Genomic DNA, 25,917 nt, shown 5'->3' on the forward strand with positions numbered 1-25,917 from the left:
TAATAGAAGATAACGATTAGTTTTTTTATAATCACAAGTAAGAACTAGGAAGATAAAAATGCCAAATATTGAAGAATTAAAACAACGACAGGAGAAGATTCGTAACTTCTCTATTATTGCCCATATTGACCACGGTAAATCAACCCTTGCCGACCGTATCTTGGAAAAGACTGAGACAGTGTCAAGTCGTGAGATGCAGGCGCAACTCCTTGATAGCATGGACCTCGAACGTGAACGTGGAATCACTATTAAACTAAATGCCATTGAGCTTAACTATACAGCTAAAGATGGTGAAACATACATTTTCCACCTTATCGACACACCAGGACACGTGGACTTTACTTATGAGGTGTCACGTTCTCTTGCTGCCTGTGAGGGTGCCATCTTGGTGGTGGATGCAGCTCAAGGGATTGAAGCTCAAACTCTTGCCAATGTTTACTTGGCCCTTGATAATGACTTGGAAATCTTACCAGTTATCAATAAAATTGACCTTCCAGCTGCAGATCCTGAACGTGTGCGTACAGAGGTTGAAGATGTCATCGGACTAGATGCTTCTGAAGCTGTGCTTGCATCAGCTAAGGCCGGTATTGGTATCGAAGAGATTCTCGAACAAATCGTTGAGAAAGTGCCTGCACCTCAAGGTGATGTTGAAGCCCCTCTCCAAGCCCTTATCTTTGACTCTGTTTACGATGCTTACCGTGGGGTTATCCTCCAAGTGCGTGTGGTTAACGGAATGGTTAAACCAGGCGATAAGATTCAAATGATGTCTAATGGCAAGACCTTTGATGTTACTGAGGTTGGTATTTTCACACCTAAAGCTGTTGGTCGTGATTACCTTGCGACAGGAGATGTTGGTTATATCGCAGCCTCAATTAAGACCGTTGCGGATACCCGTGTCGGTGATACCGTAACCCTTGCGGATAATCCAGCTGCTGAGCCACTCCATGGCTATAAGCAAATGAACCCAATGGTGTTTGCAGGTCTTTACCCAATTGAGTCAAATAAATATAACGACTTGCGTGAAGCCCTTGAAAAGCTCCAGTTGAACGATGCCAGTCTTCAATTTGAGCCTGAAACGTCTCAAGCCCTTGGTTTTGGTTTCCGTTGTGGTTTCTTGGGTCTTCTTCACATGGATGTTATCCAAGAACGTTTGGAACGTGAGTTTAACATCGACCTCATCATGACAGCGCCATCGGTAGTTTACCATGTTAATACTACTGACGGTGAGATGCTTGAAGTGTCTAACCCTTCAGAGTTCCCAGATCCTACACGTATTGATGCTATTGAAGAACCTTATGTTAAAGCTCAAATCATGGTTCCTCAAGAATATGTTGGTGCGGTTATGGAGTTGGCACAACGTAAACGTGGTGATTTTGAAACCATGGAATACATTGATGATAATCGTGTGAATGTTATCTATCAGATTCCACTTGCCGAAATCGTCTTTGATTTCTTTGATAAATTGAAATCATCTACACGTGGTTATGCAAGCTTTGACTATGAATTGTCAGAATACCGCCGTTCACAATTGGTGAAAATGGATATTCTCCTTAATGGTGACAAGGTCGATGCCCTTAGCTTCATCGTTCACAAGGAATTTGCCTACGAGCGTGGAAAACTTATCGTTGATAAGCTTAAGAAAATCATTCCACGTCAACAATTCGAAGTGCCTATCCAAGCGGCTATCGGTCAAAAAATCGTTGCCCGTACAGATATTAAAGCCCTTCGTAAAAACGTCTTGGCTAAGTGTTACGGTGGTGACGTTTCACGTAAACGTAAACTCCTCGAAAAACAAAAAGCCGGTAAGAAACGTATGAAAGCCATCGGTTCGGTGGAAGTACCCCAAGAAGCCTTCTTGTCTGTGCTTTCAATGGACGAAGAAGAGAAATAAGAGTAATAGTCAGAATGTGATGTTCTGGCTATTTTTGTAAAAAAGTTATGATAAAGAAGATTTTAAGATTTCCCTTCTCAAAGCGTGGAGGGATTTATACTGCGACTATACTCACACTTTTCTTTTTAGGAAATGCTTATACAAAGCATAAATTTCACGAAAAAGCTGTAGAAGAGTTACAGACGGCCCTAAAAGCAGATAAGGTAACTTCCAATGAGATTTTTGGTAGCCGTCAACAATATGTTGCCATTAGTCATGAAGAACCCACTTACTATAATTCTGAAGATAATGTAGCTACAGAAATGATTGGTAGAAATCATTTTGTTCGCTATTACGATACCATGAGTAGTCTGCATCAAGCTCATTTCGTAGTTTATGATATTAACAAAAATTTTGAAAAGAAAATTATTAATTTGACCCCATATTTGAAGAAAGCCAAGGATTTTAAGGAAATCAAAGAGTTGACTGTGTCTTTAAGAACGATTGATGGTTATGATTATGTTTTCTTGAGGAATACTCGAAGCGACAAGCAATTCGCTTACAATTTGGATACGAACCAATTTTTAACTAGCAATTTACCAGATTATTCTTATAGTAAGGATGAATTGCTTTATTTTGGTGATAAGAGTTCTGCTCGAAATCAGATGAATGATAGCACCATGTGGGGACATTTAAAGAGAGAAGGAAACTTGGATGAGCTTTTAAGGAAGTTCCCAGCCCCAAAGGACAGCTATTTATCTGCTCAGCTAAATCTTATTATAGATATTGATAATGTGGACACTGCCAAAGAGGAGAGTCAGATTAATCTATTTAATGACAATCCTGGAGTCAAGCATATTTACCAAGTAGTTGTAAATCAGACACCAACAAATAGTAATACAATAAAGAAATTTAAAGTATTGACCCGTCAAGGCAAGGAGGGAGATTTCTCAGCTGGTCCAACTGAGCCATTGAAAAGGAAAGGACCTGATAAACCAAGTGAACCAAAGAAAGTTTCAGAATTAAATGTTTTTCCTGATTCTATTTTTCCTGTTAAAACTTTAAGTTTCAGTGAGATTCTTAACAAAAAGGCTCAACAAGACTATCAGAAAGACTATCGAGCTTACGAAAAAGCACGTCAAAAAGTTCAAAAGGATTATGACAAGGACTATAATGCCTATAAAAAGCAATTAGCTCAATATGAGTCTTATAGAGATCGAGAGTACGAAAGACAATCACAAATCTATTTTTCTCCTGAAGAGCAAACAAATGATATCTTACATTGGTTGGGAACAAATAAAGAAGATACAATTGTAGTTTCTGTAGAGGATAGTGCTGGTATTAAGAAAGATATCCATTCTTTTGCTGATATAAAGGATTGGGTGGATAAACATGATTATGATTCCAGTATTAAGTCAGACTTTAGAGACTACAAAGGGGGCGACTAAGTGTTCTTGAATGTCTATGTGGCTTCTACAAACCCTACACAAGCTTTTTTCTCTGCTTTAGGCTATAATAGACAAAAAGGAATGTTGGGAGGGCCACTATGGATATCACGAGTTTTATTCCTAGTCAGCGACAGGCTATTTTGGAACGTTTTCAGCAAGTGGAGGCCTTGGGATTAGGGGCAATTCGTATTGAGTTGAAGGTTGCTAATCCTGTTGGCATCATCTATGAGTGCTACATAATGGCAGGGGAAAATTATTTTTCTGATCAAGCAGTGGTATCCTTCCGTATTCTTTACGAAAAGGACTTGGAACGCATTTCTTTGGATGTCGTTGACATTCCTGGTCGCTCAAGTTTGTCTAATTACCTCCAGTTACTAGAGATTTTTGAAGGCTTGCAAAATTATCTCAATCGAGAGTTTGCTAAGGTAAAAAATTCATGAACATCTGATAGCAATCAGGTGTTTCTTTTTGTGTTAGAAGTTCAAAAATTCACAATCTTTTTTTCACAAGATTGTCTGAAAACTGTGCTATAATGATAACAGAATTGTGAAGTGACGAAAGTTTGTGAAAAAGCGAGCAGACTTTGACACTTTGTGACTTATACTTGAAAGGAAAGTTGGCTCTATCATTTTAGGGCCAGAAGGACTGTGTTCATGTCAGAAGAAAAGCAATTGTATGGTGCAGATTTAGTGGTTGATAGTTTGATCAACCATGATGTTGATTATGTCTTTGGGATTCCAGGCGCAAAAATCGATAGAGTTTTTGATACTTTGGAAGATAAGGGACCTGAATTGATAGTTGCCCGTCATGAGCAAAATGCTGCTTTTATGGCTCAAGGTGTTGGACGTATTACAGGGAAACCTGGTGTAGTATTGGTAACATCTGGCCCAGGTGTCTCTAATTTGGCTACTGGTTTGGTAACAGCGACAGATGAAGGAGACCCTGTTCTTGCTATTGGTGGTCAGGTTAAACGTGCAGATCTCTTGAAACGTGCCCACCAATCAATGAATAACGTTGCCATGCTTGAGCCAATTACCAAGTATGCTGCTGAAGTACATGATGCTAACACCCTTTCTGAAACGGTAGCAAATGCCTATCGTCACGCTAAGTCAGGGAAACCAGGTGCAAGCTTTATTTCAATTCCTCAAGACGTGACCGATGCTCCGGTCAGTGTTAAGGCTATTAAGCCTATGACAGATCCAAAACTTGGTTCAGCATCTGTTTCTGATATTAACTATCTCGCACAAGCCATTAAAAATGCAGTGTTGCCAGTCTTTCTTTTGGGGAATGGTGCCTCATCAGAAGCCGTAACTTACTCTATTCGCCAGATTTTGAAGCATGTCAAATTGCCAGTTGTTGAAACTTTCCAAGGTGCTGGTATCGTGTCACGTGACCTTGAAGAAGATACTTTCTTTGGTCGTGTAGGTCTTTTCCGTAACCAACCGGGGGACATGTTGCTTAAGAAGTCTGACTTGATTATTGCCATTGGGTATGACCCAATCGAGTATGAAGCACGTAACTGGAATGCTGAAATTTCAGCACGTATCATTGTAATTGACGTTGAACCTGCTGAGGTGGATACTTACTTCCAGCCAGAACGTGAGTTGATTGGTAATGTTGAAACAACTTTAGATTTGCTCTTGCCAGCTATTCAAGGTTATAAATTACCTGAAGGATCAGTTGAATACCTTAAAGGGTTGAAGAATAACGTTGTTGAGGATGTTAAGTTTGATCGCCGACCTGAAGAAGGAAAGGTACATCCGCTAGATTTGATTGAAGTTTTGCAAGACCAAACCAAAGATGACATGACTGTCACCGTTGACGTTGGTAGTCACTATATTTGGATGGCTCGCTATTTCAAATCTTATGAACCACGTCATTTGCTTTTCTCAAATGGGATGCAAACTTTAGGGGTTGCTCTTCCGTGGGCTATCTCTGCAGCTTTGGTTCGTCCTAAGACAAAAGTCATTTCTGTTTCTGGTGACGGTGGTTTCCTCTTCTCAGCGCAAGAATTGGAAACGGCAGTTCGTTTGAAATTGCCAATTGTTCATATTATCTGGAACGATGGCCATTACAATATGGTGGAATTCCAGGAAGAAATGAAGTACGGTCGTTCATCTGGGGTTGACTTTGGTCCTGTAGATTTTGTAAAATATGCTGAGAGCTTTGGAGCGAAAGGTTATCGTGCAACAAGTAAAGAAGAGTTTGCTAGCTTGCTTCAAGAAGCCTTGGCTCAAGCTGTAGATGGACCAGTCCTTATTGAAGTTCCAATCGACTACAAAGATAATATTAAACTCGGCGAAACTATTTTGCCAGATGAATTTTACTAAAAAGAGGGTGTAGACATGTCTGAAGCCATAAAATTATTTCAATATAATACTTTGGGAGCCTTGATGGCTGGGCTTTATGGAGGTACTTTAACAGTTGGAGAATTGTTGGAGCATGGAGACTTGGGTCTCGGAACATTAGATTCTATCGATGGTGAGTTGATTGTTCTTGACGGTAAAGCCTATCAAGCCAAAGGGTCTGAGGGTAAGGTCGAAGTGGTAGAAGTTTCTCCTGATGAAAAAGTACCTTATGCAGCAGTTGTACCTCACCAAGCTGAAGTTATCTTCCGTCAACGTTATGAAATGACTGATAAAGAACTTGAGGATCGTATTGAATCTTATTATGATGGGGTCAATCTTTTCCGTTCTATCAAAATCAAAGGTCATTTTAAACATATGCACGTGCGCATGATTCCAAAATCAAATGCCGATATTAAGTTTGCTGATGTTGCCACACGCCAACCTGAGTACGAGGTAGATAATATTTCAGGTACTATCGTTGGTATTTGGACGCCAGAAATGTTCCACGGTGTGAGTGTTGCTGGTTATCACCTCCATTTTATTTCAGACGACTTGACATTTGGTGGTCACGTTATGGACTTTGTTATTGAAAATGGTATTATCGAAGTCGGTCCAGTTGACCAACTCGACCAACGTTTCCCAGTTCAAGACCGTCAGTATCTTTTTGCTAAATTCAATGTCGATGAGATGCGTGAAGATATTACTAAGGCTGAATAAAATTTTTTAAGACATCAAAAATCATAGAAAGAACTTTCCTAGATAATTAGGGAAGTTTTTTGGTTTTTTAAGGTACTTCTATATCGAAGTAGTTGACGGATGTAATTAAAGGTGTTACAATTTGCACTATAAAGTTCGATATGGAACTAAAAATCAAAGAAAGACATGGTGTTTTATAATGGATTATTTGAAAGTGCTAGTCGAAGAGATTCATTCAGTTGTAGTAGCAACGGTTGATGAAACGGGACATCCGCATACAGCTGTTATGGACATGATGTGGGAGGACGGGAAAACAGTTTATTTTTTGACTGCCGATTTTAAACCCCTCTACAAACGGCTTAAGGAAGATGGACGTGTAGAAGTGACAGGGATGACTCAAGGTGCCGGAACTATGGATCGTAAATCTATTTCCCTAACCGGTCAGGTGGAATGGATTGGAAAAGAGCATTTAGAAGAGTTGTTAAAAGCCAATCCATACATGTATGAGATATATCCGACGGAGGAGGGACGTAGTCACCTACAAGTCTTTCGTTTTAAAAATTCAGTAGGCAATTTCTATGATTTGACGCAATTGCCTCCCTATCAAGCAAGATTTGAAATTGAGGGATGATAAGATGACAAAGATTCAAGATGCAAAGAAAATCATTGAAGAAGCAGATAAAATTGTGATCGGAGCGGGAGCTGGCTTATCTGCAGCGGCTGGCTTAACCTACTCAGGCTCACGTTTTGAGGTTTTCTTTAAAGATTATATTGCTCGTTATGGCATGCAGGATATGTATTCTGCAGCATTTTATCCTTTTGAGACCGCTGAGGAGCGCTGGGGTTATTGGGCTAAGCATATCTATCATAATCGTTACCAACCAGAGGGACTTTCGCTTTATAGAGATCTTTTCGACTTGGTTAAGGACAAGGATTATTTTGTGATTACGACCAATGTAGATGGGCAGTTTATGAAGACAGGATTTGCTCCGGAGCATTTCTTTGAAGTGCAAGGCAACTATGGAGAATGGCAGTGCTCCGTCCCTTGTCGTCAGGAAGTCTTTGATAATGAAGAAGCTGTCATGGAGATGCTAAAGGAAATCAAGGACTTGAAAATTCCAACTGACTTGCTACCGTATTGTCCAAATTGTGGGGCACAAATGACCATGCATTTACGTGTTGATCAATCTTTTGTCCAAAATGAGACTTGGGAGGCTTCTTATGAAGCTTATCTAGGATTTATAGAAGGGATTGAAGATCAAAAGGTTGTCTTCTTAGAATTGGGTGTCGGATACAATACGCCGACCATCATTCGCTATCCTTTTGAGAAAATGACAGCAGTATTTCCAAAGGCCCATTTGATTCGACTCAATCGTGATGATCTTGAAGGTTTTGCTGCTACAAAGGAAAAGACAATTTCTATAAACGATGATATGAGGGAGGTACTCCAACAATGGCTAGTAGACTAGAATATTTGATTGATGTTTTAAAAAGCGAGCAAGGATTGACAGAACTAGAGATTCCTGAAAAGGTAGAGGAGCAAGAAGTGTTATATCGGGCTCTTCAAAATGTCCGCTATCCAGCACCGGTGACAGCCGACTTTCTCTACCAACAAGACCGTTATTTACAAGAAAAACTATTAGAAAAAGGAGTTGTAGACTTAAAAGACTTGACTCCGATTCGACCCAATCTCTACCTGTGGCAAGGTGATATCACTCGTCTGGCGGTCGATGCCATTGTCAATGCGGTCAACAGTAAGCTTTTAGGCTGTTTTGTACCTAATCATTCTTGTATTGACAATGCCATTCACACAGCTGCGGGGGTTGAACTACGTTTAGCCTGTCAGGAGCTCATGCAGGAGCAAGGAGAGGATGAAACTACGGGTCAGGCAAAGATGACCAAGGCCTATAACCTACCTTCCCGCTATGTCCTTCACACGGTTGGGCCTATTATCTATGACGAAGTGACAGATTTGGAAAGACGGCAGTTAGCCTCTTCGTACGAAGAGTGTTTGAACTTAGCTTATGAAAAAGGTCTGAGAAGCTTGGCCTTTTGTTGTATCTCAACAGGAGAATTTCGTTTTCCAAATGAAGAGGCAGCTAAGATTGCGATAGAGACGGTTCTACAGTTCCAGAAAGAACACCCTGATATGGTAGTTATATTCAATGTTTTTAAAGATATTGATTATACGATTTATCAAGCATTATTAAAAAAATAATGTTTCTATATAGAAGTAGTTGACGGATGTAACAGACAGTGATACAATAACTTTAATATTTCGATATCGAACAAAAAGGAGACATAATGGACAAGATGTTAGGGGGCTACCAAGCTCTACAGATTCGATTGTTAAACGGGCGTATTTTTCAAAAACTCTTGAGCAAAGAACCAGAAGCTCAATATAGAAGTGAACAAGGAAAAATTTTAACAGTGCTTTGGCAAAAAGAAGATGGTCGAGCAACTGCGACAGATATCGCCCTTGCTTCAGGACTAGCCAACAATACCTTGACTAGCATGATTAAGAAATTAGTTGACCAGGGCTTGGTTACGATTGAACAGAGTGACCAGGACAAGCGCAAGAAGTTTGTCGTTTTGACCGAACTTGGTTGGGCGCAAAAAGAAATTGGAGACCGTGTCAGCAAAGAACTAGGAGAGATTTTCTACCAAGGCTTTTCAAATCAAGAAATCCGAGAATTTGAAGCCTATCAAGAGCGTATTATCACAAATCTAAAAGCTAAAGAAAATGATATGTAGGGAAAGGAAGTAACAGTTATGATTGGAATAACAGGTGTAACAGGGAAATTAGGCTCTTATGTGGCTGATCTTGTCAATCAGCAAGGAATTTCTTCTATCCATCTGGCAAGAAGCCCAGAGCGTGCAAAAGTCTACGCGTCAGCGGAAATTCGTAAGATGGTGTATGCCAATACTCCAGAGGTGGTTGAGGCCTTAAAGGGAATCGATGTCTTATTGATGGTCTCTGCTCGGGAAAATCCAGAGCGTGTTGAGGAACACAAGATTTTTTTAGATGCCGCAAAGCTTGCTGGAGTGCAGCATATTGTCTATACCTCCTTTTACGGAGCAGATGAAAAAGCAACCTTTACCTTGTCTCGAGATCATGCCCAGACGGAAGCCTATATCAAGAAGTTAGGATTCACCTATACATTTTTGAGAGATAATTTTTACTTGGACTTCTTTATTGATATTGCTCTTGAAAATGGAGAAATTCGTGGTCCGGCTGGCAGGGGCCTTGTGTCAGCTGTTGCCCGTAAGGACACATCTACGGTTGTCGCAGAAATTCTTTTAAATCCTAAGGAGTGGGAAAATCAAACCTTGAATTTGACAGGGCCAGAGGATCTTTCTATGCAAGATATCGTAGCGCTTCTCTCAAAGGAGACCGGTAAGGCCATCGCGTATGTAGATGAATCAGTAGAAGAAGCCTATGAGTCACGAAAAAAATGGCCAGCACAAACTTGGGAGTACGATGCCTGGGTCAGCACCTATACAGCTATCAAAGTTGGGGAACAAGCTGGGGTTTCAACAGATATCGAAAAAGTCCTAGGGCATCCAGCAAGTAGCTTATTGGATATTCTTAGAGACAGAAAACTTATTGAGGAAAAATATGATTGAATACAAACATGTAGCCTTGCGCTACACGGAAAAGGACATTTTAAAAGATGTCAATCTCCGTATTGAAAATGGAGAATTTATGGTTCTTGTGGGACCTTCAGGATCTGGTAAGACCACCATGATAAAGATGATTAACCGTCTTTTGGAGCCGACAGATGGCAATATCTATATGGATGGGAAACGCATCAAGGACTATGATGAACGGGAGTTACGTCTAAGTACCGGCTATGTCCTCCAAGCTATTGCCCTATTTCCTAACTTGACAGTTGCCGAAAATATTGCTCTCATTCCTGAGATGAAGGCCTGGAGCAAGGAGCAAATTGCTTCTAAAACAGAAGAACTCTTGGATAAGGTTGGCCTACCTCCTGCAGAGTATGCAAAGCGCATGCCTAGTGAATTATCTGGTGGAGAGCAACAACGGATTGGCATTGTCCGAGCTATCATTGGGGAACCCAAAATTCTATTGATGGACGAACCCTTTTCAGCCTTGGATGCCATCTCTCGCAAGCAGTTGCAAGAATTGACCAAGGCCTTACATAAAGAATTCGGCATGACGACCATCTTCGTAACCCATGATACGGATGAGGCCATAAAATTAGGGGATCGAATTGCAGTTTTGCAGGATGGAGAAATTCGTCAGGTCGCAGAACCTGAAACAATTTTAGAAGCGCCTGCGACAGACTTTGTAGCAAACTTGTTTGGAGGTAGCCTTCATGTCTAATTTGATTTCAACATTTCAAGAACGTTTTGGGGACTGGTTAACGGCCCTCGGACAGCACTTACAATTGTCTCTTTTGACCTTAATTATTGCAATTTTCCTCTCAATTCCTTTGGCCATTTATCTTAGCACGCGCGAACGTGCGAGTAACTGGGTCTTGCAACTCGCTGGTGTCTTTCAAACCATCCCTTCCATGGCCCTTCTGGGACTCTTTATCCCTATTATGGGAATTGGAACGCTTCCAGCTTTAACAGCTCTAGTCATTTATGCGATATTCCCAATTTTGCAAAATACTATTACAGGATTGCGTGGGCTTGACCCTAGTTTGGAAGAAGCTGGGATCGCCTTTGGGATGACCAAGTGGGAGCGACTCAAGAAGTTTGAAATTCCACTGGCTATGCCTGTGGTAATGTCAGGGGTAAGGACTTCTGCGGTAATGATTATAGGGACTGCGACCTTGGCAGCCTTGATTGGGGCTGGAGGACTTGGTTCCTTTATCCTTCTAGGTATTGATCGAAGAAATTATAGCTTGATTCTGATTGGGGCCATTTCCTCAGCACTTCTTGCTATTTTATTCAATATTGTTCTAAAATGGATGGAAAAGGCCAAGTTACGCACGATTTTTGCAGCTTTCGCTATTATGGTCCTTGGTTTGGGAGCAAGCTACGCACCAAGCATGATGCCTCAGAAAGAGAAAGAAAATCTAGTCATAGCTGGTAAATTGGGACCTGAGCCAGAAATTCTCATGAATATGTACAAGCTTCTCATTGAGGAAAATAGTGACATGACGGTGACGGTTAAGCCTAACTTTGGGAAGACAGATTTCCTTTATCAAGCGCTTAAAAAGGGTGATATCGATATCTATCCAGAATTTACAGGGACCATTACAAGCTCTCTCTTGCAGCCAGCTCCTAAAGTCAGCAACGACTCCAAAGAAGTTTTCGAGGTTGCGAGTGATGGGATAAAGAAACAAGATAATCTAGCTTTGCTCAAACCCATGGCTTATCAAAACACCTATGCGATTGCTGTTCCGAAAAGTATTGCTAAAGAGTATAATCTGAAGACGATTTCTGATCTCAAGAAAGTTCAGGACAAGCTTAAAGCTGGTTTCACGTTGGAATTTAACGACCGTGAAGACGGAAACAAAGGGCTTCAATCAGTTTATGGACTAAATCTTAATGTAGCTACCATGGAGCCGGCACTTCGCTATGAGGCAATCCAACAAGGCAATATCCAAATAACAGATGCTTATTCAACAGACCCAGAAATTGCTCAATATGATTTAGTTGTTCTAGAGGATGACCAACACCTCTTCCCACCTTACCAAGGAGCACCCCTCATGAAAGAAGCTCTTCTTAAGAAACATCCAGAATTGGAAGGCATTCTGAACAAGTTGGCCGGCAAAATCACAGAGAGCCAAATGAGTCAGATGAACTACCAAGTGGGAGTAGAAGGAAAACCTGCTGCTAAAGTCGCACGTGAGTTTTTGGTAAAACAAGGACTATTGAAGAAATGATTAAGCAAAAAGAAATACAAGAAACTCTTTTGCGACTCTGCAAGCACTATGGAGAACAAAATTGGTGGCAATCGGATAACAAGATTGAAGATTTGGTATCGACCATTCTGATCCAGCGAACAACAGAGAAGAATGCTAAGTTGGCTTTAGCTGGTCTAATGGATGTCATGACAGTAGAAGGTATTCTGGCTTTACCGCTAGAAGAGTTACAGGAACGTATTCGGCCTGCCGGATTTTTTAAGCAAAAGTCTCAAACGATTAGGGGACTTCTGATCTGGTTAAGAGAAGTTGGTGGTTTTGAGGTTCTTGCCAGGATTGAAACAGAAGATTTACGAAAGCAACTGTTGGGGTTAAAAGGGATTGGACCAGAGACTGCAGATGCACTTTTACTTTATCTTTTTGATCGTCCCGTTTTTATTTCGGATGAATATGCGAGAAGACTATTTCGACGCTTAGGATTTGGAAACTTTGATACTTATAATGACATGCATGCTGTTTATAGTGATGTGTTGGAAGGCCTCACTCTCAAACAATGCCAGGAGATTCATGCAGTCATTGACGAACATGGGAAAGCTTTTAGCAAAAGTAAAGGCCAGTTAGACGAAAGTTGGTTACGATAAAAAGAGCCTGGGACAGTAGTCCTTTGACTCCACAAAAGAAACGGATTTTGTACTAACCTAAAGTTAGACAATTTATTTAAGCAACGGATTTAGTTCTGTATTACATAGGACTAAGTCCTTTTTGTTTTACCTTCATGAGTTTGTTGTTTTAATAATATCTTGTTCCAATTTCCCAAGTGACTGAAACGTTTTCTCATAACCATAAAACATTTCCGATTTTTTAAATACTAAAGAAGGATTCCATCATGTCGTTGTCTGGGCTATTGTATTTACATGACATAGATGACTGGAGTATAAGAGTCATCCAAAAGTATGTGCCTCCTTGTTCACTATCAAAAAATTGGTGAAATGAATAGCGAATATCCCTTTTTTTTGCTCCAAATCAGATTTTTGGATGGAAATACCAGATGATAAAGTAAATCATTTAAAAAATAAAAAAGACAAACGCCCAAAATGACGTTTGTCTAGAACAGGAAAGTTATCCTTGTACTTTAGCTTTACTTATTAGCTTAGATCGTATGTTACTCAACAGATTTTAGGGCTTCGAGCATATTGACTTTCTTAAGGTGTTGGTTCACAAAGATACCGAGACCTGTCAGAATGATAATAACTACAAGTGTCGGAATGGCATAGATGAGCCAGCCCAGGCTTGGATTGAACATGATATTTTCAGGAGGGATAACCTCTACCATGTATTGATGCAATCCCAAACCAAGTCCGAATCCAACCAAGATACCAATGATAGAGAGATAAATGGTTTCTCGATAGATGTAGAATGTCACTTCTTTGTCAAAGAAGCCTAGAACCTTAATGGTTGATAACTCACGGATACGTTCTGCCACATTGATATTTGTCAAATTAAAGAGAACAACTAAAGCTAGAAGAACAGAAATCCCAATCAATACTGCCATAACACGGCTAAGGGAGTTGACGATGGTCTTGATTTGTGCCTTTAGAGTAGTATTTTGAACAACCCCTTTGACACCATCAAGCTCCATAAATTGACTAGCTGTTTGCTCAACGTTTTTGTCTGAGTGATTCTTCAGTGTCAGAATAGTAGCATTCTGGCTCGCCTCTTTACCAAAAGCATTTCTGTAAGTAGTTTCATTCATAAAGATGAAGTGGCCCATATACATTTCAGAAATACCAGCAACTTTGAGTTTGATATCCTTGTCTTGACTATTTTGAACGGTTAACTCATCCCCTACAGAAACGCCAGCTAAGTCTGCCAATTTCTCAGAAATAATAATCCCTTTGTCGGTCAATTCGACTTTTTGACCAGTTTCACGATTATTAAGCTTGATGTAATGTTGTAGAGTTTCTTGATCCTTGTCTTTGACCACAAGGGTTGTGATATCTTGATGATCGTTATTACTTCCTGCCTCTTTTGAAAGCATTTCGTAATGAATAGAAAGATGCTCCTTGACCTTGCTATCGTTAATTAATTTTTGAATGTTTTCCTTTTCCTGCCCATCCAGATGATCCTTGTTTGCGACAATCATATCGTAGCGAATGATGTTAGGGAATTGGCGTGTGTTAAGGTCTCCAATAGAAGAACGAATACCGAGTCCAGCAAAGAGAAGTGCGATGGAACCGCAGACACCAAAAATAGTCATGAACATTCGTTGCTTGTAGCGGAAAATATTACGGGCAGTGACTTTTTGTGTAAAGTTCATCCGGTTCCAAAGTGGAGTGATGCGCTCCAAAAGAATCTTAGAACCAGATGTTGGAGGTTTTGGAAGAAGAAGTTGGGCTGGCTTTTCTCCTAATTCGCGCTTGGCTACCATGAAAGCAGGAAGAACTGTGGACAAAAGACCAAGCACAATAGCTAGAAGAGTCTTAAATGGATAAAAGTGTAACTCAATTGGTGCGAGGAGGATTCGCTCTTTATAACTATTGTATATGATAGTTGGAAGGAGAATATGTCCAGCAGCAACCCCAATAGCAGTACCAATCATGCTCGTCACAAATCCATAAATGATAAACTTACGGATGATGTCCTTATTTTGGTAACCGAGAGCTTTGAATGTTCCTGCCTTAATCCGTTCTTCCTCGACGAAGCGTCCCATTGTTACAAAGGTAACCAAGGCAGCAATAAAGTAGAGGATAACAGGGAAGATATTACTGAGGTTCTGAAAAACAGAAGCGTTGGTCTCGTAGGAAACGTACCCTTCTGACCAAGGAGCTTCACGACGTGTGTAGACATCGTAGCTTGGTTCAGCAATGCTATCGATTTTTTCTTGAGCTTCCTTTATTTGCTCCTTCTTTTCAGCGATTTCATCTTGTGCTTGTGTCAATTGTCCCTGGACAAGAGGATTCTTATCCTGACCGCTCGCTTTCGCTTGTTCTAGTTTCTTGTTAAGTTCAGTCTCTGCCGTTTGAAGTTGACTTGTTTGTTGGTCAATCTCAGCCTGTGGATCAGCTTTTAATTCCTTCAAACGATTAGCAGGTTGATTTTTTAATAATTTTTCGAGCTCATCCTCGTGTTTGGAAACCTTGTCAGTGTAATCCTGAGTATAGGGGTTAGCACTATGGACGTCTTTGTAAGCTAAGCGTGCAATCATGTAGACGTCGGAATCAAAACTAGATTCAGGGACAACCGCATAACCTTTGAGTTCCCCACTACCAGCTGTCGATGAACCGAGATCAACACTTGATAAGATTTCAGATGACTGAACAAAGCCAGTGATGGTAAAGGTGTGTTCTTTTAAGACATCCTTACCATTGTCACCCTCTTTTTCAGAAAACGAGATCTTGTCACCAATCTTATATTTGTCTTGATAGACTGAAGAAAGAGCAATTTCACCTTGCTTACTTGGAAGTTTTCCTTTTACAACCTCATAAGTTGAGATATCTTTTGGTTTTGAAAATAGTCGAAAGGCATCAGTGGAGTCTTTCAGAACGACATCTTTAAAGTAACCGTACTCAATGTTTGCCTCTGATGAGACTTGATTTAGGAGGTCTTGATCCGACTGGTTAAGTCCATAGCTACCAGTAACTGTGAGGTCAGCAGTTTGGTGTTTAGTGAAATAGCTTGTTCCCGTGTGTTGCATATCAGGTGTCGTCACCTTTAGACCCACAAGAGCGAAAGAACCCAAGGCTATGAGTGAAGCAATAGAAACCACCCGTCCTTTAGAACTAGAGAAAGACTTTCTCACGTCCTTCCAATAAGTTTTACGATTCATGAGACATCCTTTCTAGTACTCGAGGCTATCAATATCTTGTGGATGGGCATTGAGTTCAATACTTTGAACACGCGCATCATGCATATGAATCACACGATCAGCAATCGGGGCAAGCGCCCCGTTGTGAGTGACAATGATAACAGTAGCTCCTTCATTGCGAGCCTTATCTTGGAGAATCTTCAAGACCTGTTTTCCAGTATTGTAATCCAGGGCTCCTGTAGGTTCGTCACATAGGAGAATTTTAGGATTTTTTGCTACGGCGCGAGCAATAGCTACTCGTTGTTGTTCCCCACCAGACAATTGTGCAGGGAAGTTGTTGATGCGTTTTCCTAGACCAACATCAATCAAAGTTTGTTCCGCATCTTTAGCATCCGCGACAATTTCAGAAGCCAACTCTACATTTTCTTTGGCCGTTAAGTTTGAGACCAAGTTATAGAATTGAAAGACGAATCCGACATCGTCTCTGCGATAAGCTGTTAATTGTTTCGCATTATAATTGGAGATGTCTTTTCCATCGATGATGACCTTTCCTTCATCATTGGTATCCATACCACCAAGAATATTGAGAACAGTTGATTTTCCTGCCCCAGAAGAACCGAGTATAATCACTAACTCCCCTTTTTCAATTTCGAAAGTGATATCATTGTTTGCGATGATTTCCACATCACCTGTTTTATACCGTTTGTAACTATGTTTCATTTCAATATACGCCATGTGTATTTGTCTCCTTTAAAAGTTATCGGCTGCTAAAACAACAACCTGTTGAATGATTACGAACGTTATTTTATGATTTTTTAAATACGATTGCTACAACAAAAAACAACAATGTGTTGAAATAAGGATACGAAAGTGGTATTAATAAATGAAAATCCTTGATGATGGTTGACAATTACAAAAATCAAGATATACTTTAATCAACAATATGTAGAAATAAGGGGTTCGTATGCAACAGAGACAAACGACAACTAAGTCAGATATTAAAGAAGCCTTCATTCAGCTTTTGGCTACAAAAAGTTTAGAGGATATAACGATTAGTCAGTTAACTAAAAAAGCGGGTGTTAACCGCTCGACATTTTATCTGCACTATCTAGATAAACAGGATTTTTTAGAGCAATTAAAAGAAGAAACCATAACGACGGTTCGTATGATTTTGAGGAAAGAAACCTTTTATCCCAAAGAAGCCTTAGAAGCCATCTTGTCTTATTTCCAAGAGAACAGTGCTTTTTTTGCTGAAATTGCAAAAAATCCAAGCTTTCGTTTTGCAGACAACATTCGTTCTTTTATCTTGGGGATGATTGAGTCTACGCCACGTTCTCGACCAGTCATTGTGGCAGCTTATCAAATGCCAGAGCGCTATGCTATTACCATGTATGTTTCTGGTTTGACAGGACTTATTGTCGATTGGATTATCAATGGGACTCAAGAAAGCCCCCAACAATTGACCAAGATTATACTAGGTTCTCCAGGAATGGAGTGGTTTAAGGGGTAAGGTGTAGATGGACAAGAAATAATTTAATTTGATTTTTTACTAAATTTTCTATACTCACTTGTAGTTTTAAAACAAGGTTAACAATTTAAGGAGTTGAACATATCAATGAATCACTATACCATCCAACAATTTATCGTCGATGCTTTTACAGATACTGTTTTCAAAGGGAACCCGGCGGCTGTTTGTCTTTTAGACAAATGGTTGTCAGATGATACCTTACAGAATATCGCTAAAGAAAATAATCTTTCAGAGACAGCTTTTACGGTTAAAAATGGTGACCACTACGAATTACGTTGGTTTACTCCCGGTGGAGAAATCGATTTGTGCGGCCATGCAACCTTGGCAACGGCTTTTGTTCTTTTTAGATTTTTTGAAAAGGATGCTGAAAGTCTAACTTTTGCAACACAGAGTGGGGAACTTTTAGTTACCCAAAAAGATGAGTACTATGAGCTCAATTTCCCAGTATACTCCATGCACCAGGTTGCAGTCACAAGTGAGATGGAAGAAGCAATCGGAGTGCGTCCGCTTGAAGCGTGGCTGGGAAGAGACCTAGTCTGTATCTTACCCCATGAAAATGATGTTATTGATGCGAAACCATATTTTGAAAAAGTAAAAGCTTTAGATGGGCTCCTCCTGAATATCACTGCCAAAGGAAGCAAGTATGATACTGTGACACGAAGTTTCGCTCCAAAATTATCAGTCAAGGAAGATCCAGTCTGTGGCTCAGGACACTGTCATGTCATTCCTTTGTGGGCTAATAAGTTGGCACAAGCTGAATTTAGGGCTTACCAAGCCTCTGAAAGGAGTGGACTGCTCTTTTGTCGTCTAGCAGGAGATAGGATTTACCTGGCAGGTAAAGCTGCCCTTTATAGTCGTGGTGAAATTTATGTCATGGACTAAATTTCTGTCGATAACGAAAACGTAGAAGTATTAGTGACAGTAATGAAAACAAAATCTCAGTCGAAAGATGTCTAGCTCAGCTAGGCATTTTAAATATCACAACATTTTTTAAAGAATTTTCAGAAAAGACTTGACAATTTTGAAAATAAGCGTATGATAAGACTATGAACTTCTAAAAATAGTAATTTTACTATATTAACTCATGTCGACTAAGGTTGGTATGGTGAAGTGACTAGATGGTTCTAATAACTATTCTATAGAGCGTTGCGTCCGAAAGTCATTCCTGACACGGCTCTTTAAAAACAAAAGGAGAAGATTATGAAAACAGAACCGATTCATCGTACCAGTATGTGGAAATTTAAGTTAAGTGCTGCCACCATGACTTTGATTCCCGCTGCCGTGGGGATTAACTATGTTGCCAAAGCCTTGGCGGAGGGGTTAAAGTTACCCGTTTGGCTGGGGTCTTTGGGAACCTTTCTTGCCAGCATGTTGGCTGGGCCGGTTGCCGGTGCCATCAGTGGTTTCATCAATAACGTGATCTATGGGCTGACCTTATCGCCAATTTCAACCGTGTATGCGATTACCAGCATCGGAATTGGGATTGCTGTCGGAGTTTTGCACGCCAATGGGTGGTTCTCGTCAGCGCGACGAGTATTTGTTTCTGCTATTATTATTGCCATCGTTTCAGCTGTCATTTCAACGCCACTCAACGTCATCTTTTGGGGTGGTCAGACCGGTATCGCTTGGGGTGACTCATTGTTTGCGGTAATGGTCGCCAATCATGCACCAGTGTGGCTGGCCTCATTTACCGATGAGTTTGTCTTGGATATTTTGGATAAAGTCTGCGTGGCCTACCTGGCATTTTTCATCTATCGTCAGCTGCCGAAGCGGATGGTGCACTTCTTTAGCGGTGATAAATGATGACTGATCAAACATTGATTTCTGGAGCGCCACGGGTCAAGCTCAAGTGGTACCAGGTGATCGATCCGATTACTAAGCTCTTGTTCATCTTGGACATGACGTTGTTGAGCTTTGCCAGTATGAATTTATTGCTTCAGGCCGGATTAATTCTTGGCGCAACATTGCTATTGTTATTTTCCAAATTGAGTTCTACCATCTTTAAGGCGCTGGGATTCAGCCTGTTTCTGATTTGCACCATGCTGATCATCCAAGGGTTATTTTACAGTCGGAATCAAACTGTGCTGTTTTCTGTGCTTGGGGTGTCGTTCTACAAAGAAGGCCTGATTTACGCCACCACTCTGGGTTGTCGAGTATTGGTGATTATTTTGACCAGTGGCTTTTTTATGGTGACCACGAGTATTTCAGAAAACGCGGCCTATTTGGAACTGTCCGGATTGTCTTATAAAACCGTCTACGTTCTGATGTCGGTGTGTTATATTTTGCCGGAAATGATGCGCAATATGCGGAAAATCCAGCAGGCACAAAAAGTTCGCGGAACCAATCCGCAAAAAACGTTGATTCAGAAATTAAAGTCAGTCCTGCCGGTTCTAATTCCATTGGTGATTAAGACCTTGGATCAATCGATGGCGCGGTCGATTTCGCTCCAACTGAGAGGTTTTGATAATCCCAACCGGACTGTCAGAACCTCCCAGCGCGTGTATCGCCTGTCGCGGACGCTGCACATTGGTCTGACTGGATTGGCAATTTTATTGATTGGGTGGAAGATATGGAAGAAGATAAACGGATTGTAATTGAAAATTTGACCACCCGTTATCCGGGTACTGAGCAACCACAACTGCGTCAGATTAACGCGGAGGTTCATACCGGCCAGGTGGTTGGGATTATCGGGAATAGCCACTCCGGCAAATCGACTTTGTGCCGTGTGCTGGCAGGGGTCATTCCCAAAATTGTGTCTGCTGAGATTGAGGGCGACTGGCACATGTTTGGCCAGCGAGTGTCCGACAATTGGCCCGTTTATAATGCCATGAATGGAGTTGTACTGCAAAATCCAGCTGGCCAACTAAGCGGGTTGGCAGACACGGTTGCCGATGAAATCGCCTTTGACTTGATTAATCAGGGAATGGCTGAAGGACTGATTCAAAAACGGGTTGAAGAAGTTGCCACGCAAATGGGGCTGATTGAACAGCTGAATTTGCGTCCCGAGAGCCTTTCCGGTGGTCAGATCCAGCGGTTGGCAATTGCCACGGCGATTGTGGCTAATCCGGCTGTTTTGATTATGGATGATCCGACCAGTCAGATGGATTCCCTTGGCCGCCGGCAATTTTTCCAATGGCTGGCTCAAGTCAAAGAGACGACTGTCTTCATTGTCACCAGTGAAATTGACGATTTGTGCGAAGTCGCCGACGTTGTGTGGGTGCTGCACGAGGGTCAATTGGTAGCCCAGGGCAGGCCGGGTGAGGTGTTTAATCATTTGGCAGCTGACTGGCAGATTCCAGCCCCGACAATCCAGCAACTTGCTCAAAAAATGGATTGGCACTTGGCTGATGGCCGGTATCCGGTGAATGGCGCTGATCTGAAGGAGGCTTGTTATGTCCACAATTGAACTGAACCACCTGACGTTCACTTATCCGGAACGGTCCTTTAGCTTGGATGTTGAAGACAAACACTTCACCGATCCGATGGTGGCGATTGTCGGCCAAAATGGTGCCGGTAAATCAACGCTCTTCAAATTGTTGACGGGCTTGCTGACACCACAAACCGGTGTGATTAAGATCGATGGAGAAAATTTTAATGATCTTAAACCAGTCGAAAAGTTACTGAAGGTTGGGATTACTTTTCAGAATCCTGACGATCAGCTTTTCAACCCGACCGTTCAACGAGAGGTGGAGTGGAGTGTCGCGCAGGTCATGGATGACCACGACACGATTACGAGGCGGGCTTTAGCGGCTCTAAAAAGAGTTGGCTTGGATGATAAAGCAGCTGAAAGTCCATATGACCTGTCATTGTCGGAACGCAAGCTGTTGAGCGTTGCCACAGTTTTGGCAGTGGATCCGGCGATTTATTTATTTGATGAGCCGATGATGTCGCTTGATTGGGAAAGCCGGCGCAAGTTGACCGCAATTTTCCATCAGTTGGCTGATTCGGGCCACCAAGTTGTGACCATCACCCATGACATGGATTGGGTCGCCGCCGAGTTTGAGTCGGTGTATGTTATGGAACACGGGAAGTTTGGCTTCGCCGGCAGTCCACGGGAATTGTTCAGCGATCACGAACTTGTCCAGCGAGTGGGATTACTACCACCGCGGATTATGGACATAGCGGAGTCGCTGGGTGATTCACAGACATATTTATCGGTTAATGATTATTGCCAGAAAAATCGAGATGTATAGAAAAAGTCACCTCTGCGGGTTTTCCAGGTTGAAGGATTAACTTCAGCTTCTGGCAAGAACTCACATGGGTGACTTTTGTGTTTAATAACGTTTCATGATCATCGGGTGCTTCCTCAGATCACTTTAGCTCATTAGTTCTTGAAAAAATAAAATAACTATCAAATTTATTTTGATCAGGAGCAATTGATTGAAACACTTGATTAGTTGTATCTTCTTTGGCTAATATAGCGGTGTTTCCGATACCAGCACGAGAAGTAAATAAGACGGTTCCTACTGGTAAAATTCGAGCTTAACTCTTCTTTAGACCTAGTTCAGTAATAGTCTTTTTACTTTTACTAACATAACTTTGTTCTCCAATTTCAGCTGGTGCATACCAATCAATATCACCGTCCCAGTATTCAGGGTTCGATGTACTTTGTGTTCCACCACCAACAATATTAGATAATTCTCCTAACTTACGCTCTTCCCAAGCGTATCTACTTAAGGATAAAAAGTTTAACAAAAAGCCCCAATCACAAGACATTCCGTAACAGATAAGTTATATTATCAATATAAGTAGAAAGTACTTTTTTTTAAAATACAAAATTCAGAAAGAGAGGTGCAAACATGCGCAGCAAAGACAAAATCCTCGGCGTCCTATACGGCCAAGCCATCGGTGATGCAATAGGAATGCCATCGGAATTATGGCCAGTCGAGAATATTCGAGATCAATTTGGTGGAAAAATTACTACTTTTCTTGATGGCCCTGACAATAACGATATCGCCAAAAACTTTAAAAAAGGCCAATACACCGATGACACCAATCAGGCACTAGCTATATTGGACGGACTAATCGAAAACAACTGGCAACCTAATTCAGAGATCTTGGTGAAGCATATTATGGCATGGGCAGAATCAGTCGGTGCTTGGGAGAACAACATCCTTGGACCAAGTAGTAAGGCTGCATTGTCGGCCATCAAAGCCGGCCAAGACCCTCGCCCGATTACGGATCAGGCACTGACTAACGGTGCAGGAATGAGAATCTCACCAATTGGTGCTTTATTTGAGCCCAATCAACTTTCAAAACTTGTCCAAATGGTCTTTGATATTACAAAGATCACACATTCCAGCGATGTTTCAATCAGTGGAGCGTCAATGATTGCTGGAGCCGTTACGGCATCTATGGCCGATCAGAATTGGGACGACATAATCGATTTTGCCTTAAGAGCCAATGATGCTGGTTTCAAATTAGGTGCCCCCACATGGGCAGCCAAGACACATGATCGTTTGCAGTTAGGAATTGAGATTGCTCATAAATATAAGGATGATGACGGCAAATTTAGTCAGCATATTTACGACTTGATCGGCACAGGAACAATGATTTCTGAAAGCATCCCCGCTGCGGTTTCAATCGCTTATTATTGTCGCGATGTTCAAAAATGCGCCTTAATGTGCGCCAACCTTGGTGGTGATACTGACACCATTGGTGCGATGGCAACCGCAATTTGTGGCGCCAAGAATGGTCAATCTTCCATTCCTGTGGAGTGGGTTAACTTAATCGATCAGCAAAATCCCGAGCATGACTTCAATGAGTACGCGGATAAAATTTTACAGTTCCACATTAACCAAAAGGGGTGATATTCATGGATGACAATATTATCAAGATTCCAGATTCGGAGAAAACGTTGACTGCTGGCAAACTCTTTTACAACTGGTTCGCAGCCAATATCGGTATCATGGGCTTTGTGTTTGGTGCCATGATCGTCAGTTATCATTTATCATTTTTTCAAGCTATTATTGCGTCACTTGTTGGTGCGCTGTCCTTCGCGGTCCCTGGTTGGGTCGCAATGATTGGTCAAAAAGAAGGGGTCACAACTTTTAAATTGAGTCGGGCGGCCTATGGCACGCATGGCAATAAAATTCCTAATGCGATTGCCTGGTTTAACATGGTTGGCTGGCTTGCCGTTAATGTCATTACGGGAACATTGTTGTTGGTATCACTATTCAGTATTATCAATGTTGAAAAGTCTTCAGTTACCACAGCGGTCGCCCTGGTGATTTTTGGTGGGCTAGTTGTTCTATCCGGTTTGTTAAAAGAAGATACCCTCGCTAAAATACAAACCTGGTTGAGTTGGATATTTGGAATTTTAACTGTGCTGATTCTCGTGTTGTTCCTCTTAAAAGCCAAATGGCAGGAAGCTTTTAGTCTACCATCGGGAAGTTGGATTACTGGGGTCCTTCCTGCTGTGAGCATCGTTGCTGCCGGATCTGGTATTTCATGGTCGATGGCTGCTGCCGACTGGGGAGCCTATGTGACCAAAAAGACAAAGCCGTCTGCTACTTTTTGGAACACTACAATGGGCGGAGCCGTTCCTTTGTTTGTCTTAATGGCCGGAGGAGTAATGCTCAGTACGATTGAACCCTCATTGGCAACTACTGGTGATCCGTTTGGCGTCATGTATTCTGCTTTACCAACTTGGATCGGGCCAATTTATTTCTTAGTTGCAGCTGGCGGACTCATTCCGCAATGTATTATTTCTTTTCGATCTGCACGCATTAATTTGGCGACAATTGGAATTAACGTCACTCAACGAACCTCATTAATGATTCATGGGGCCATCGTTTTGGCAATTCCGATTTATGTATTGTTTATTTCTGGAAACTTTCTCAGTAATTTTGAGCTCTTCTTAAATTTCCTGGGCATTTGTCTAGCAAGTTGGGTGGCAATTTTCTTATGTGATAGTGTTATGTTCAGATCACAAAGTTATGATGTCGCTCTGCTTGAAAATGATTCAAAGACACATTTCAATTGGCGGGGAATTATTTCTTGGATCTTGGCTACAACTACTGGATTCTTGTTCACAAACAACGCAATTTGGAATGGGCCATTTGCTCATGGTATCTTTAGGAATAATAGTTTAGGAGTCTTTGTCTCCGCAATTATCGCGATTATTTGCATGTTGTTGTGGAAGGTTGCCGTTCCAAATAAGAAGGGGGCATAAATGAGTAAAACATTAGTGATTGGAGCGGCCTTTGTTGATGTGTTAATGGACGTTCCAAAGCTACCAACGACTGGTGAAGATATTAGTGGTCATCTACGGGCAAATATCGTAGGTGGATCAGCCTTTAATGTATATGGCGCGATTAAATATGCGGGGCAAGATGCTGATTTATTTGTGCCAGTTGGGGAAGGCCAATACGCGGACTTGGTATCGGAGGATATGGCTAAGATGGGTATTCGACCTCTTCTAAAAGTTAATGGTGCAGATAATGGCTGGGATATTTCATTTGTGGAGCCGGATGGTGAGAGGAGCTTTTTGACTGTTAACGGCATTGAACAGCTCTGGCAGCCTGATTGGTTCGAGAATATCGACATTTCTAATTATGATTCTTTTTATATTAGTGGTTATGAAATGGAAGATGATAAGGTTGCGGGAGTCATCCTGGATGCGTTGGATAAACGAAATTCTGATTCTCAGGTGTTATTTGATGCTTCACCAAGAATTGAGTATATTTCTCAAAAGACCCTTCAGAGATTGTATGACAATCACGTTATGATTCACTGCAATGAAGACGAAACTAGATATCTGTTTCCGGGAGTAAGCAGCTTGGAGATGAAGTGTCAGGAAATCTTTGTTAAAACTCACGCACCAATTGTTCTGACCTTAGGTGAAGAAGGGGCTTATCTTTATGCAGGGAAGCATCATTTTGAGATGGTCCGTTCGGCCAAAGTCAAGGTTGTTAATACGCTTGGAGCTGGTGATACGTTCTGCGGTGGTTTTCTGGCTGGTCTAAGTCAGAATATGAGCTTGCCAGAGGCCGTTCAGCAGGGCAATGAGCTGGCGGCTCTTGTTGTTGGTCAAGATAGTGGGACCTTGTTGAATAAGCAATAGAATAATAGATTCTGTTGCGAAGTTTGAAAATCAAACGCGCCCTCTCTGAACTCCAAATATCTTAGGCTGTTATTCCCATTAATACCTTGATTTCAGTGGCTCTTTTCTACCATTTGTCAAGTCTATCAAGGCTTTAAGTAAAAAAAGAGATAAGGGCTCTTTCGAACCATTGGTGTCTTATCTGGGAAACAAGTTGACTGGCCTTTTATCTGTAGTCAATTCCCCATATCTGCAGAAGTTTTTCACCTAAGACATACTTTAGCTAAGGTCAATAGGACTGAGTGGCTGAACTATTTTGATCACTTATTTGAATGGAT

General features: G+C 41.4%; 24 protein-coding genes and 2 pseudogenes. 22 read left to right on the plus strand and 4 right to left on the minus strand.

Features of this window, described 5'->3' with window-relative positions:
* The first annotated feature begins 58 nt into the window (after positions 1–58).
* The 13 genes from lepA to V471_RS07530 all read left to right on the plus strand — a co-directional run bounded on the left by lepA (position 59) and on the right by V471_RS07530 (position 12,843).
* Entirely contained in the window at positions 59–1,891 is a 1,833-nt protein-coding gene (gene lepA, locus V471_RS07470; protein ID WP_004182454.1) for a translation elongation factor 4, read from the plus strand.
* A gap of 47 nt (positions 1,892–1,938) precedes the next feature.
* Entirely contained in the window at positions 1,939–3,318 is a 1,380-nt protein-coding gene (locus V471_RS07475; protein ID WP_084871344.1) for a hypothetical protein, read from the plus strand.
* Between the two features lie 98 nt (positions 3,319–3,416).
* The gene (locus V471_RS07480; RefSeq protein WP_084871345.1) at positions 3,417–3,758 is read left to right on the plus strand and encodes a hypothetical protein; all 342 of its coding nucleotides are present in this window, start codon (positions 3,417–3,419) and stop codon (positions 3,756–3,758) included.
* Between the two features lie 213 nt (positions 3,759–3,971).
* Positions 3,972–5,648 carry an acetolactate synthase AlsS gene (alsS, locus tag V471_RS07485; RefSeq protein WP_045771613.1) on the plus strand — a complete coding sequence of 559 codons (1,677 nt, stop codon included), beginning with the start codon at positions 3,972–3,974 and terminating at the stop codon, positions 5,646–5,648.
* Positions 5,649–5,663: 15 nt separating this feature from the next.
* Entirely contained in the window at positions 5,664–6,383 is a 720-nt protein-coding gene (budA, locus tag V471_RS07490; RefSeq protein WP_002883899.1) for an acetolactate decarboxylase, read from the plus strand.
* A gap of 178 nt (positions 6,384–6,561) precedes the next feature.
* A complete protein-coding gene (locus tag V471_RS07495) occupies positions 6,562–6,993 on the plus strand; it encodes a pyridoxamine 5'-phosphate oxidase family protein (RefSeq protein ID WP_084871346.1) in 432 nt (143 codons plus the stop codon).
* Between the two features lie 4 nt (positions 6,994–6,997).
* A complete protein-coding gene (locus V471_RS07500; RefSeq protein ID WP_084871347.1) occupies positions 6,998–7,831 on the plus strand; it encodes an SIR2 family NAD-dependent protein deacylase in 834 nt (277 codons plus the stop codon).
* Positions 7,816–8,580: a protein-ADP-ribose hydrolase gene (locus V471_RS07505; protein WP_049554294.1), complete on the plus strand. Its 765-nt coding sequence runs from the start codon at positions 7,816–7,818 to the stop codon at positions 8,578–8,580. Before V471_RS07500 ends, V471_RS07505 begins: the two co-directional genes overlap by 16 nt.
* An 86-nt stretch (positions 8,581–8,666) precedes the next feature.
* Positions 8,667–9,116, plus strand: a complete 450-nt coding sequence (locus tag V471_RS07510; RefSeq protein WP_002884904.1) for a MarR family winged helix-turn-helix transcriptional regulator — start codon at positions 8,667–8,669, stop codon at positions 9,114–9,116.
* Positions 9,117–9,134: 18 nt separating this feature from the next.
* Positions 9,135–9,989 (plus strand): SDR family oxidoreductase, encoded by an 855-nt coding sequence (locus V471_RS07515; protein ID WP_084871348.1) that lies wholly within the window; start codon positions 9,135–9,137, stop codon positions 9,987–9,989.
* Positions 9,982–10,710, plus strand: a complete 729-nt coding sequence (locus V471_RS07520) for an ABC transporter ATP-binding protein (RefSeq protein WP_084871349.1) — start codon at positions 9,982–9,984, stop codon at positions 10,708–10,710. Before V471_RS07515 ends, V471_RS07520 begins: the two co-directional genes overlap by 8 nt.
* A complete protein-coding gene (locus V471_RS07525; RefSeq protein WP_045771619.1) occupies positions 10,703–12,223 on the plus strand; it encodes an ABC transporter permease/substrate-binding protein in 1,521 nt (506 codons plus the stop codon). The genes V471_RS07520 and V471_RS07525 overlap by 8 nt, the downstream gene beginning before the upstream one ends.
* Positions 12,220–12,843, plus strand: coding sequence for an endonuclease III domain-containing protein (locus tag V471_RS07530; protein ID WP_084871350.1), 624 nt, complete (start codon positions 12,220–12,222; stop codon positions 12,841–12,843). Before V471_RS07525 ends, V471_RS07530 begins: the two co-directional genes overlap by 4 nt.
* 100 nt (positions 12,844–12,943) lie before the next feature.
* Here V471_RS07530 and V471_RS10965 read toward each other — a convergent pair.
* The 3 genes and pseudogenes from V471_RS10965 to V471_RS07540 form a co-directional block, all read right to left on the minus strand.
* Positions 12,944–13,195: pseudogene (locus tag V471_RS10965) on the minus strand (IS3 family transposase); the annotation flags it as partial.
* Positions 13,196–13,364: 169 nt separating this feature from the next.
* On the minus strand, positions 13,365–16,028 hold the full coding sequence (locus tag V471_RS07535; protein WP_084871351.1) for an FtsX-like permease family protein: 2,664 nt from the start codon (positions 16,026–16,028) through the stop codon (positions 13,365–13,367).
* A gap of 12 nt (positions 16,029–16,040) precedes the next feature.
* Positions 16,041–16,742: an ABC transporter ATP-binding protein gene (locus V471_RS07540; protein ID WP_084871352.1), complete on the minus strand. Its 702-nt coding sequence runs from the start codon at positions 16,740–16,742 to the stop codon at positions 16,041–16,043.
* A 229-nt stretch (positions 16,743–16,971) separates the two neighbouring features.
* On the opposite strand from V471_RS07540, the gene V471_RS07545 reads away from it, so the two are divergent.
* From V471_RS07545 to V471_RS07570, 6 genes are all read left to right on the plus strand, one after another.
* A complete protein-coding gene (locus V471_RS07545; RefSeq protein WP_084871353.1) occupies positions 16,972–17,517 on the plus strand; it encodes a TetR/AcrR family transcriptional regulator in 546 nt (181 codons plus the stop codon).
* A 105-nt stretch (positions 17,518–17,622) separates the two neighbouring features.
* Complete coding sequence (locus V471_RS07550) at positions 17,623–18,417, plus strand: PhzF family phenazine biosynthesis protein (protein ID WP_084871354.1); 795 nt, start codon at positions 17,623–17,625, stop codon at positions 18,415–18,417.
* A gap of 318 nt (positions 18,418–18,735) precedes the next feature.
* Positions 18,736–19,338 (plus strand): hypothetical protein, encoded by a 603-nt coding sequence (locus V471_RS07555; protein WP_021153833.1) that lies wholly within the window; start codon positions 18,736–18,738, stop codon positions 19,336–19,338.
* Entirely contained in the window at positions 19,338–20,129 is a 792-nt protein-coding gene (locus V471_RS07560; RefSeq protein WP_193383673.1) for an energy-coupling factor transporter transmembrane component T, read from the plus strand. Before V471_RS07555 ends, V471_RS07560 begins: the two co-directional genes overlap by 1 nt.
* Complete coding sequence (locus V471_RS07565; protein WP_084871355.1) at positions 20,105–20,941, plus strand: ABC transporter ATP-binding protein; 837 nt, start codon at positions 20,105–20,107, stop codon at positions 20,939–20,941. Before V471_RS07560 ends, V471_RS07565 begins: the two co-directional genes overlap by 25 nt.
* Positions 20,928–21,728: an energy-coupling factor ABC transporter ATP-binding protein gene (locus V471_RS07570; protein ID WP_073685519.1), complete on the plus strand. Its 801-nt coding sequence runs from the start codon at positions 20,928–20,930 to the stop codon at positions 21,726–21,728. The genes V471_RS07565 and V471_RS07570 overlap by 14 nt, the downstream gene beginning before the upstream one ends.
* A 121-nt stretch (positions 21,729–21,849) precedes the next feature.
* Here V471_RS07570 and V471_RS11435 read toward each other — a convergent pair.
* Positions 21,850–22,197: pseudogene (locus V471_RS11435) on the minus strand (restriction endonuclease subunit S); the annotation flags it as partial.
* A 137-nt stretch (positions 22,198–22,334) separates the two neighbouring features.
* On the opposite strand from V471_RS11435, the gene V471_RS07580 reads away from it, so the two are divergent.
* Genes V471_RS07580 through V471_RS07590 form a run of 3 tightly spaced genes read left to right on the plus strand, consistent with a single transcriptional unit; the run spans position 22,335 to position 25,600 of the window.
* On the plus strand, positions 22,335–23,345 hold the full coding sequence (locus V471_RS07580; protein ID WP_013990559.1) for an ADP-ribosylglycohydrolase family protein: 1,011 nt from the start codon (positions 22,335–22,337) through the stop codon (positions 23,343–23,345).
* Between the two features lie 5 nt (positions 23,346–23,350).
* Positions 23,351–24,709 carry a purine-cytosine permease family protein gene (locus tag V471_RS07585; RefSeq protein WP_013990560.1) on the plus strand — a complete coding sequence of 453 codons (1,359 nt, stop codon included), beginning with the start codon at positions 23,351–23,353 and terminating at the stop codon, positions 24,707–24,709.
* On the plus strand, positions 24,710–25,600 hold the full coding sequence (locus V471_RS07590; RefSeq protein ID WP_013990561.1) for a PfkB family carbohydrate kinase: 891 nt from the start codon (positions 24,710–24,712) through the stop codon (positions 25,598–25,600).
* Positions 25,601–25,917: the final 317 nt, after the last annotated feature.

Source organism: Streptococcus salivarius, assembly GCF_002094975.1.
Lineage (GTDB): Bacteria > Bacillota > Bacilli > Lactobacillales > Streptococcaceae > Streptococcus > Streptococcus salivarius_D.

Excerpts from the sequence above, each read along its gene's own strand:
- V471_RS07525 (WP_045771619.1), top strand. The coding sequence starts at position 10,703 with ATGTCTAATTTGATTTCAACATTTCAAGAACGTTTTGGGGACTGGTTA.
- lepA (WP_004182454.1), top strand. The coding sequence starts at position 59 with ATGCCAAATATTGAAGAATTAAAACAACGACAGGAGAAGATTCGTAAC.
- V471_RS07535 (WP_084871351.1), bottom strand. The coding sequence starts at position 16,028 with ATGAATCGTAAAACTTATTGGAAGGACGTGAGAAAGTCTTTCTCTAGT.
- V471_RS07585 (WP_013990560.1), top strand. The coding sequence starts at position 23,351 with ATGGATGACAATATTATCAAGATTCCAGATTCGGAGAAAACGTTGACT.
- V471_RS07550 (WP_084871354.1), top strand. The coding sequence starts at position 17,623 with ATGAATCACTATACCATCCAACAATTTATCGTCGATGCTTTTACAGAT.
- V471_RS07555 (WP_021153833.1), top strand. The coding sequence starts at position 18,736 with ATGAAAACAGAACCGATTCATCGTACCAGTATGTGGAAATTTAAGTTA.
- V471_RS07480 (WP_084871345.1), top strand. The coding sequence starts at position 3,417 with ATGGATATCACGAGTTTTATTCCTAGTCAGCGACAGGCTATTTTGGAA.
- budA (WP_002883899.1), top strand. The coding sequence starts at position 5,664 with ATGTCTGAAGCCATAAAATTATTTCAATATAATACTTTGGGAGCCTTG.
- V471_RS07540 (WP_084871352.1), bottom strand. The coding sequence starts at position 16,742 with ATGGCGTATATTGAAATGAAACATAGTTACAAACGGTATAAAACAGGT.
- V471_RS07515 (WP_084871348.1), top strand. The coding sequence starts at position 9,135 with ATGATTGGAATAACAGGTGTAACAGGGAAATTAGGCTCTTATGTGGCT.
- V471_RS07530 (WP_084871350.1), top strand. The coding sequence starts at position 12,220 with ATGATTAAGCAAAAAGAAATACAAGAAACTCTTTTGCGACTCTGCAAG.
- V471_RS07560 (WP_193383673.1), top strand. The coding sequence starts at position 19,338 with ATGACTGATCAAACATTGATTTCTGGAGCGCCACGGGTCAAGCTCAAG.
- V471_RS07520 (WP_084871349.1), top strand. The coding sequence starts at position 9,982 with ATGATTGAATACAAACATGTAGCCTTGCGCTACACGGAAAAGGACATT.
- V471_RS07495 (WP_084871346.1), top strand. The coding sequence starts at position 6,562 with ATGGATTATTTGAAAGTGCTAGTCGAAGAGATTCATTCAGTTGTAGTA.
- V471_RS07505 (WP_049554294.1), top strand. The coding sequence starts at position 7,816 with ATGGCTAGTAGACTAGAATATTTGATTGATGTTTTAAAAAGCGAGCAA.
- V471_RS07545 (WP_084871353.1), top strand. The coding sequence starts at position 16,972 with ATGCAACAGAGACAAACGACAACTAAGTCAGATATTAAAGAAGCCTTC.
- V471_RS07590 (WP_013990561.1), top strand. The coding sequence starts at position 24,710 with ATGAGTAAAACATTAGTGATTGGAGCGGCCTTTGTTGATGTGTTAATG.
- V471_RS07570 (WP_073685519.1), top strand. The coding sequence starts at position 20,928 with ATGTCCACAATTGAACTGAACCACCTGACGTTCACTTATCCGGAACGG.
- alsS (WP_045771613.1), top strand. The coding sequence starts at position 3,972 with ATGTCAGAAGAAAAGCAATTGTATGGTGCAGATTTAGTGGTTGATAGT.
- V471_RS07580 (WP_013990559.1), top strand. The coding sequence starts at position 22,335 with ATGCGCAGCAAAGACAAAATCCTCGGCGTCCTATACGGCCAAGCCATC.
- V471_RS07500 (WP_084871347.1), top strand. The coding sequence starts at position 6,998 with ATGACAAAGATTCAAGATGCAAAGAAAATCATTGAAGAAGCAGATAAA.
- V471_RS07510 (WP_002884904.1), top strand. The coding sequence starts at position 8,667 with ATGGACAAGATGTTAGGGGGCTACCAAGCTCTACAGATTCGATTGTTA.
- V471_RS07565 (WP_084871355.1), top strand. The coding sequence starts at position 20,105 with ATGGAAGAAGATAAACGGATTGTAATTGAAAATTTGACCACCCGTTAT.
- V471_RS07475 (WP_084871344.1), top strand. The coding sequence starts at position 1,939 with ATGATAAAGAAGATTTTAAGATTTCCCTTCTCAAAGCGTGGAGGGATT.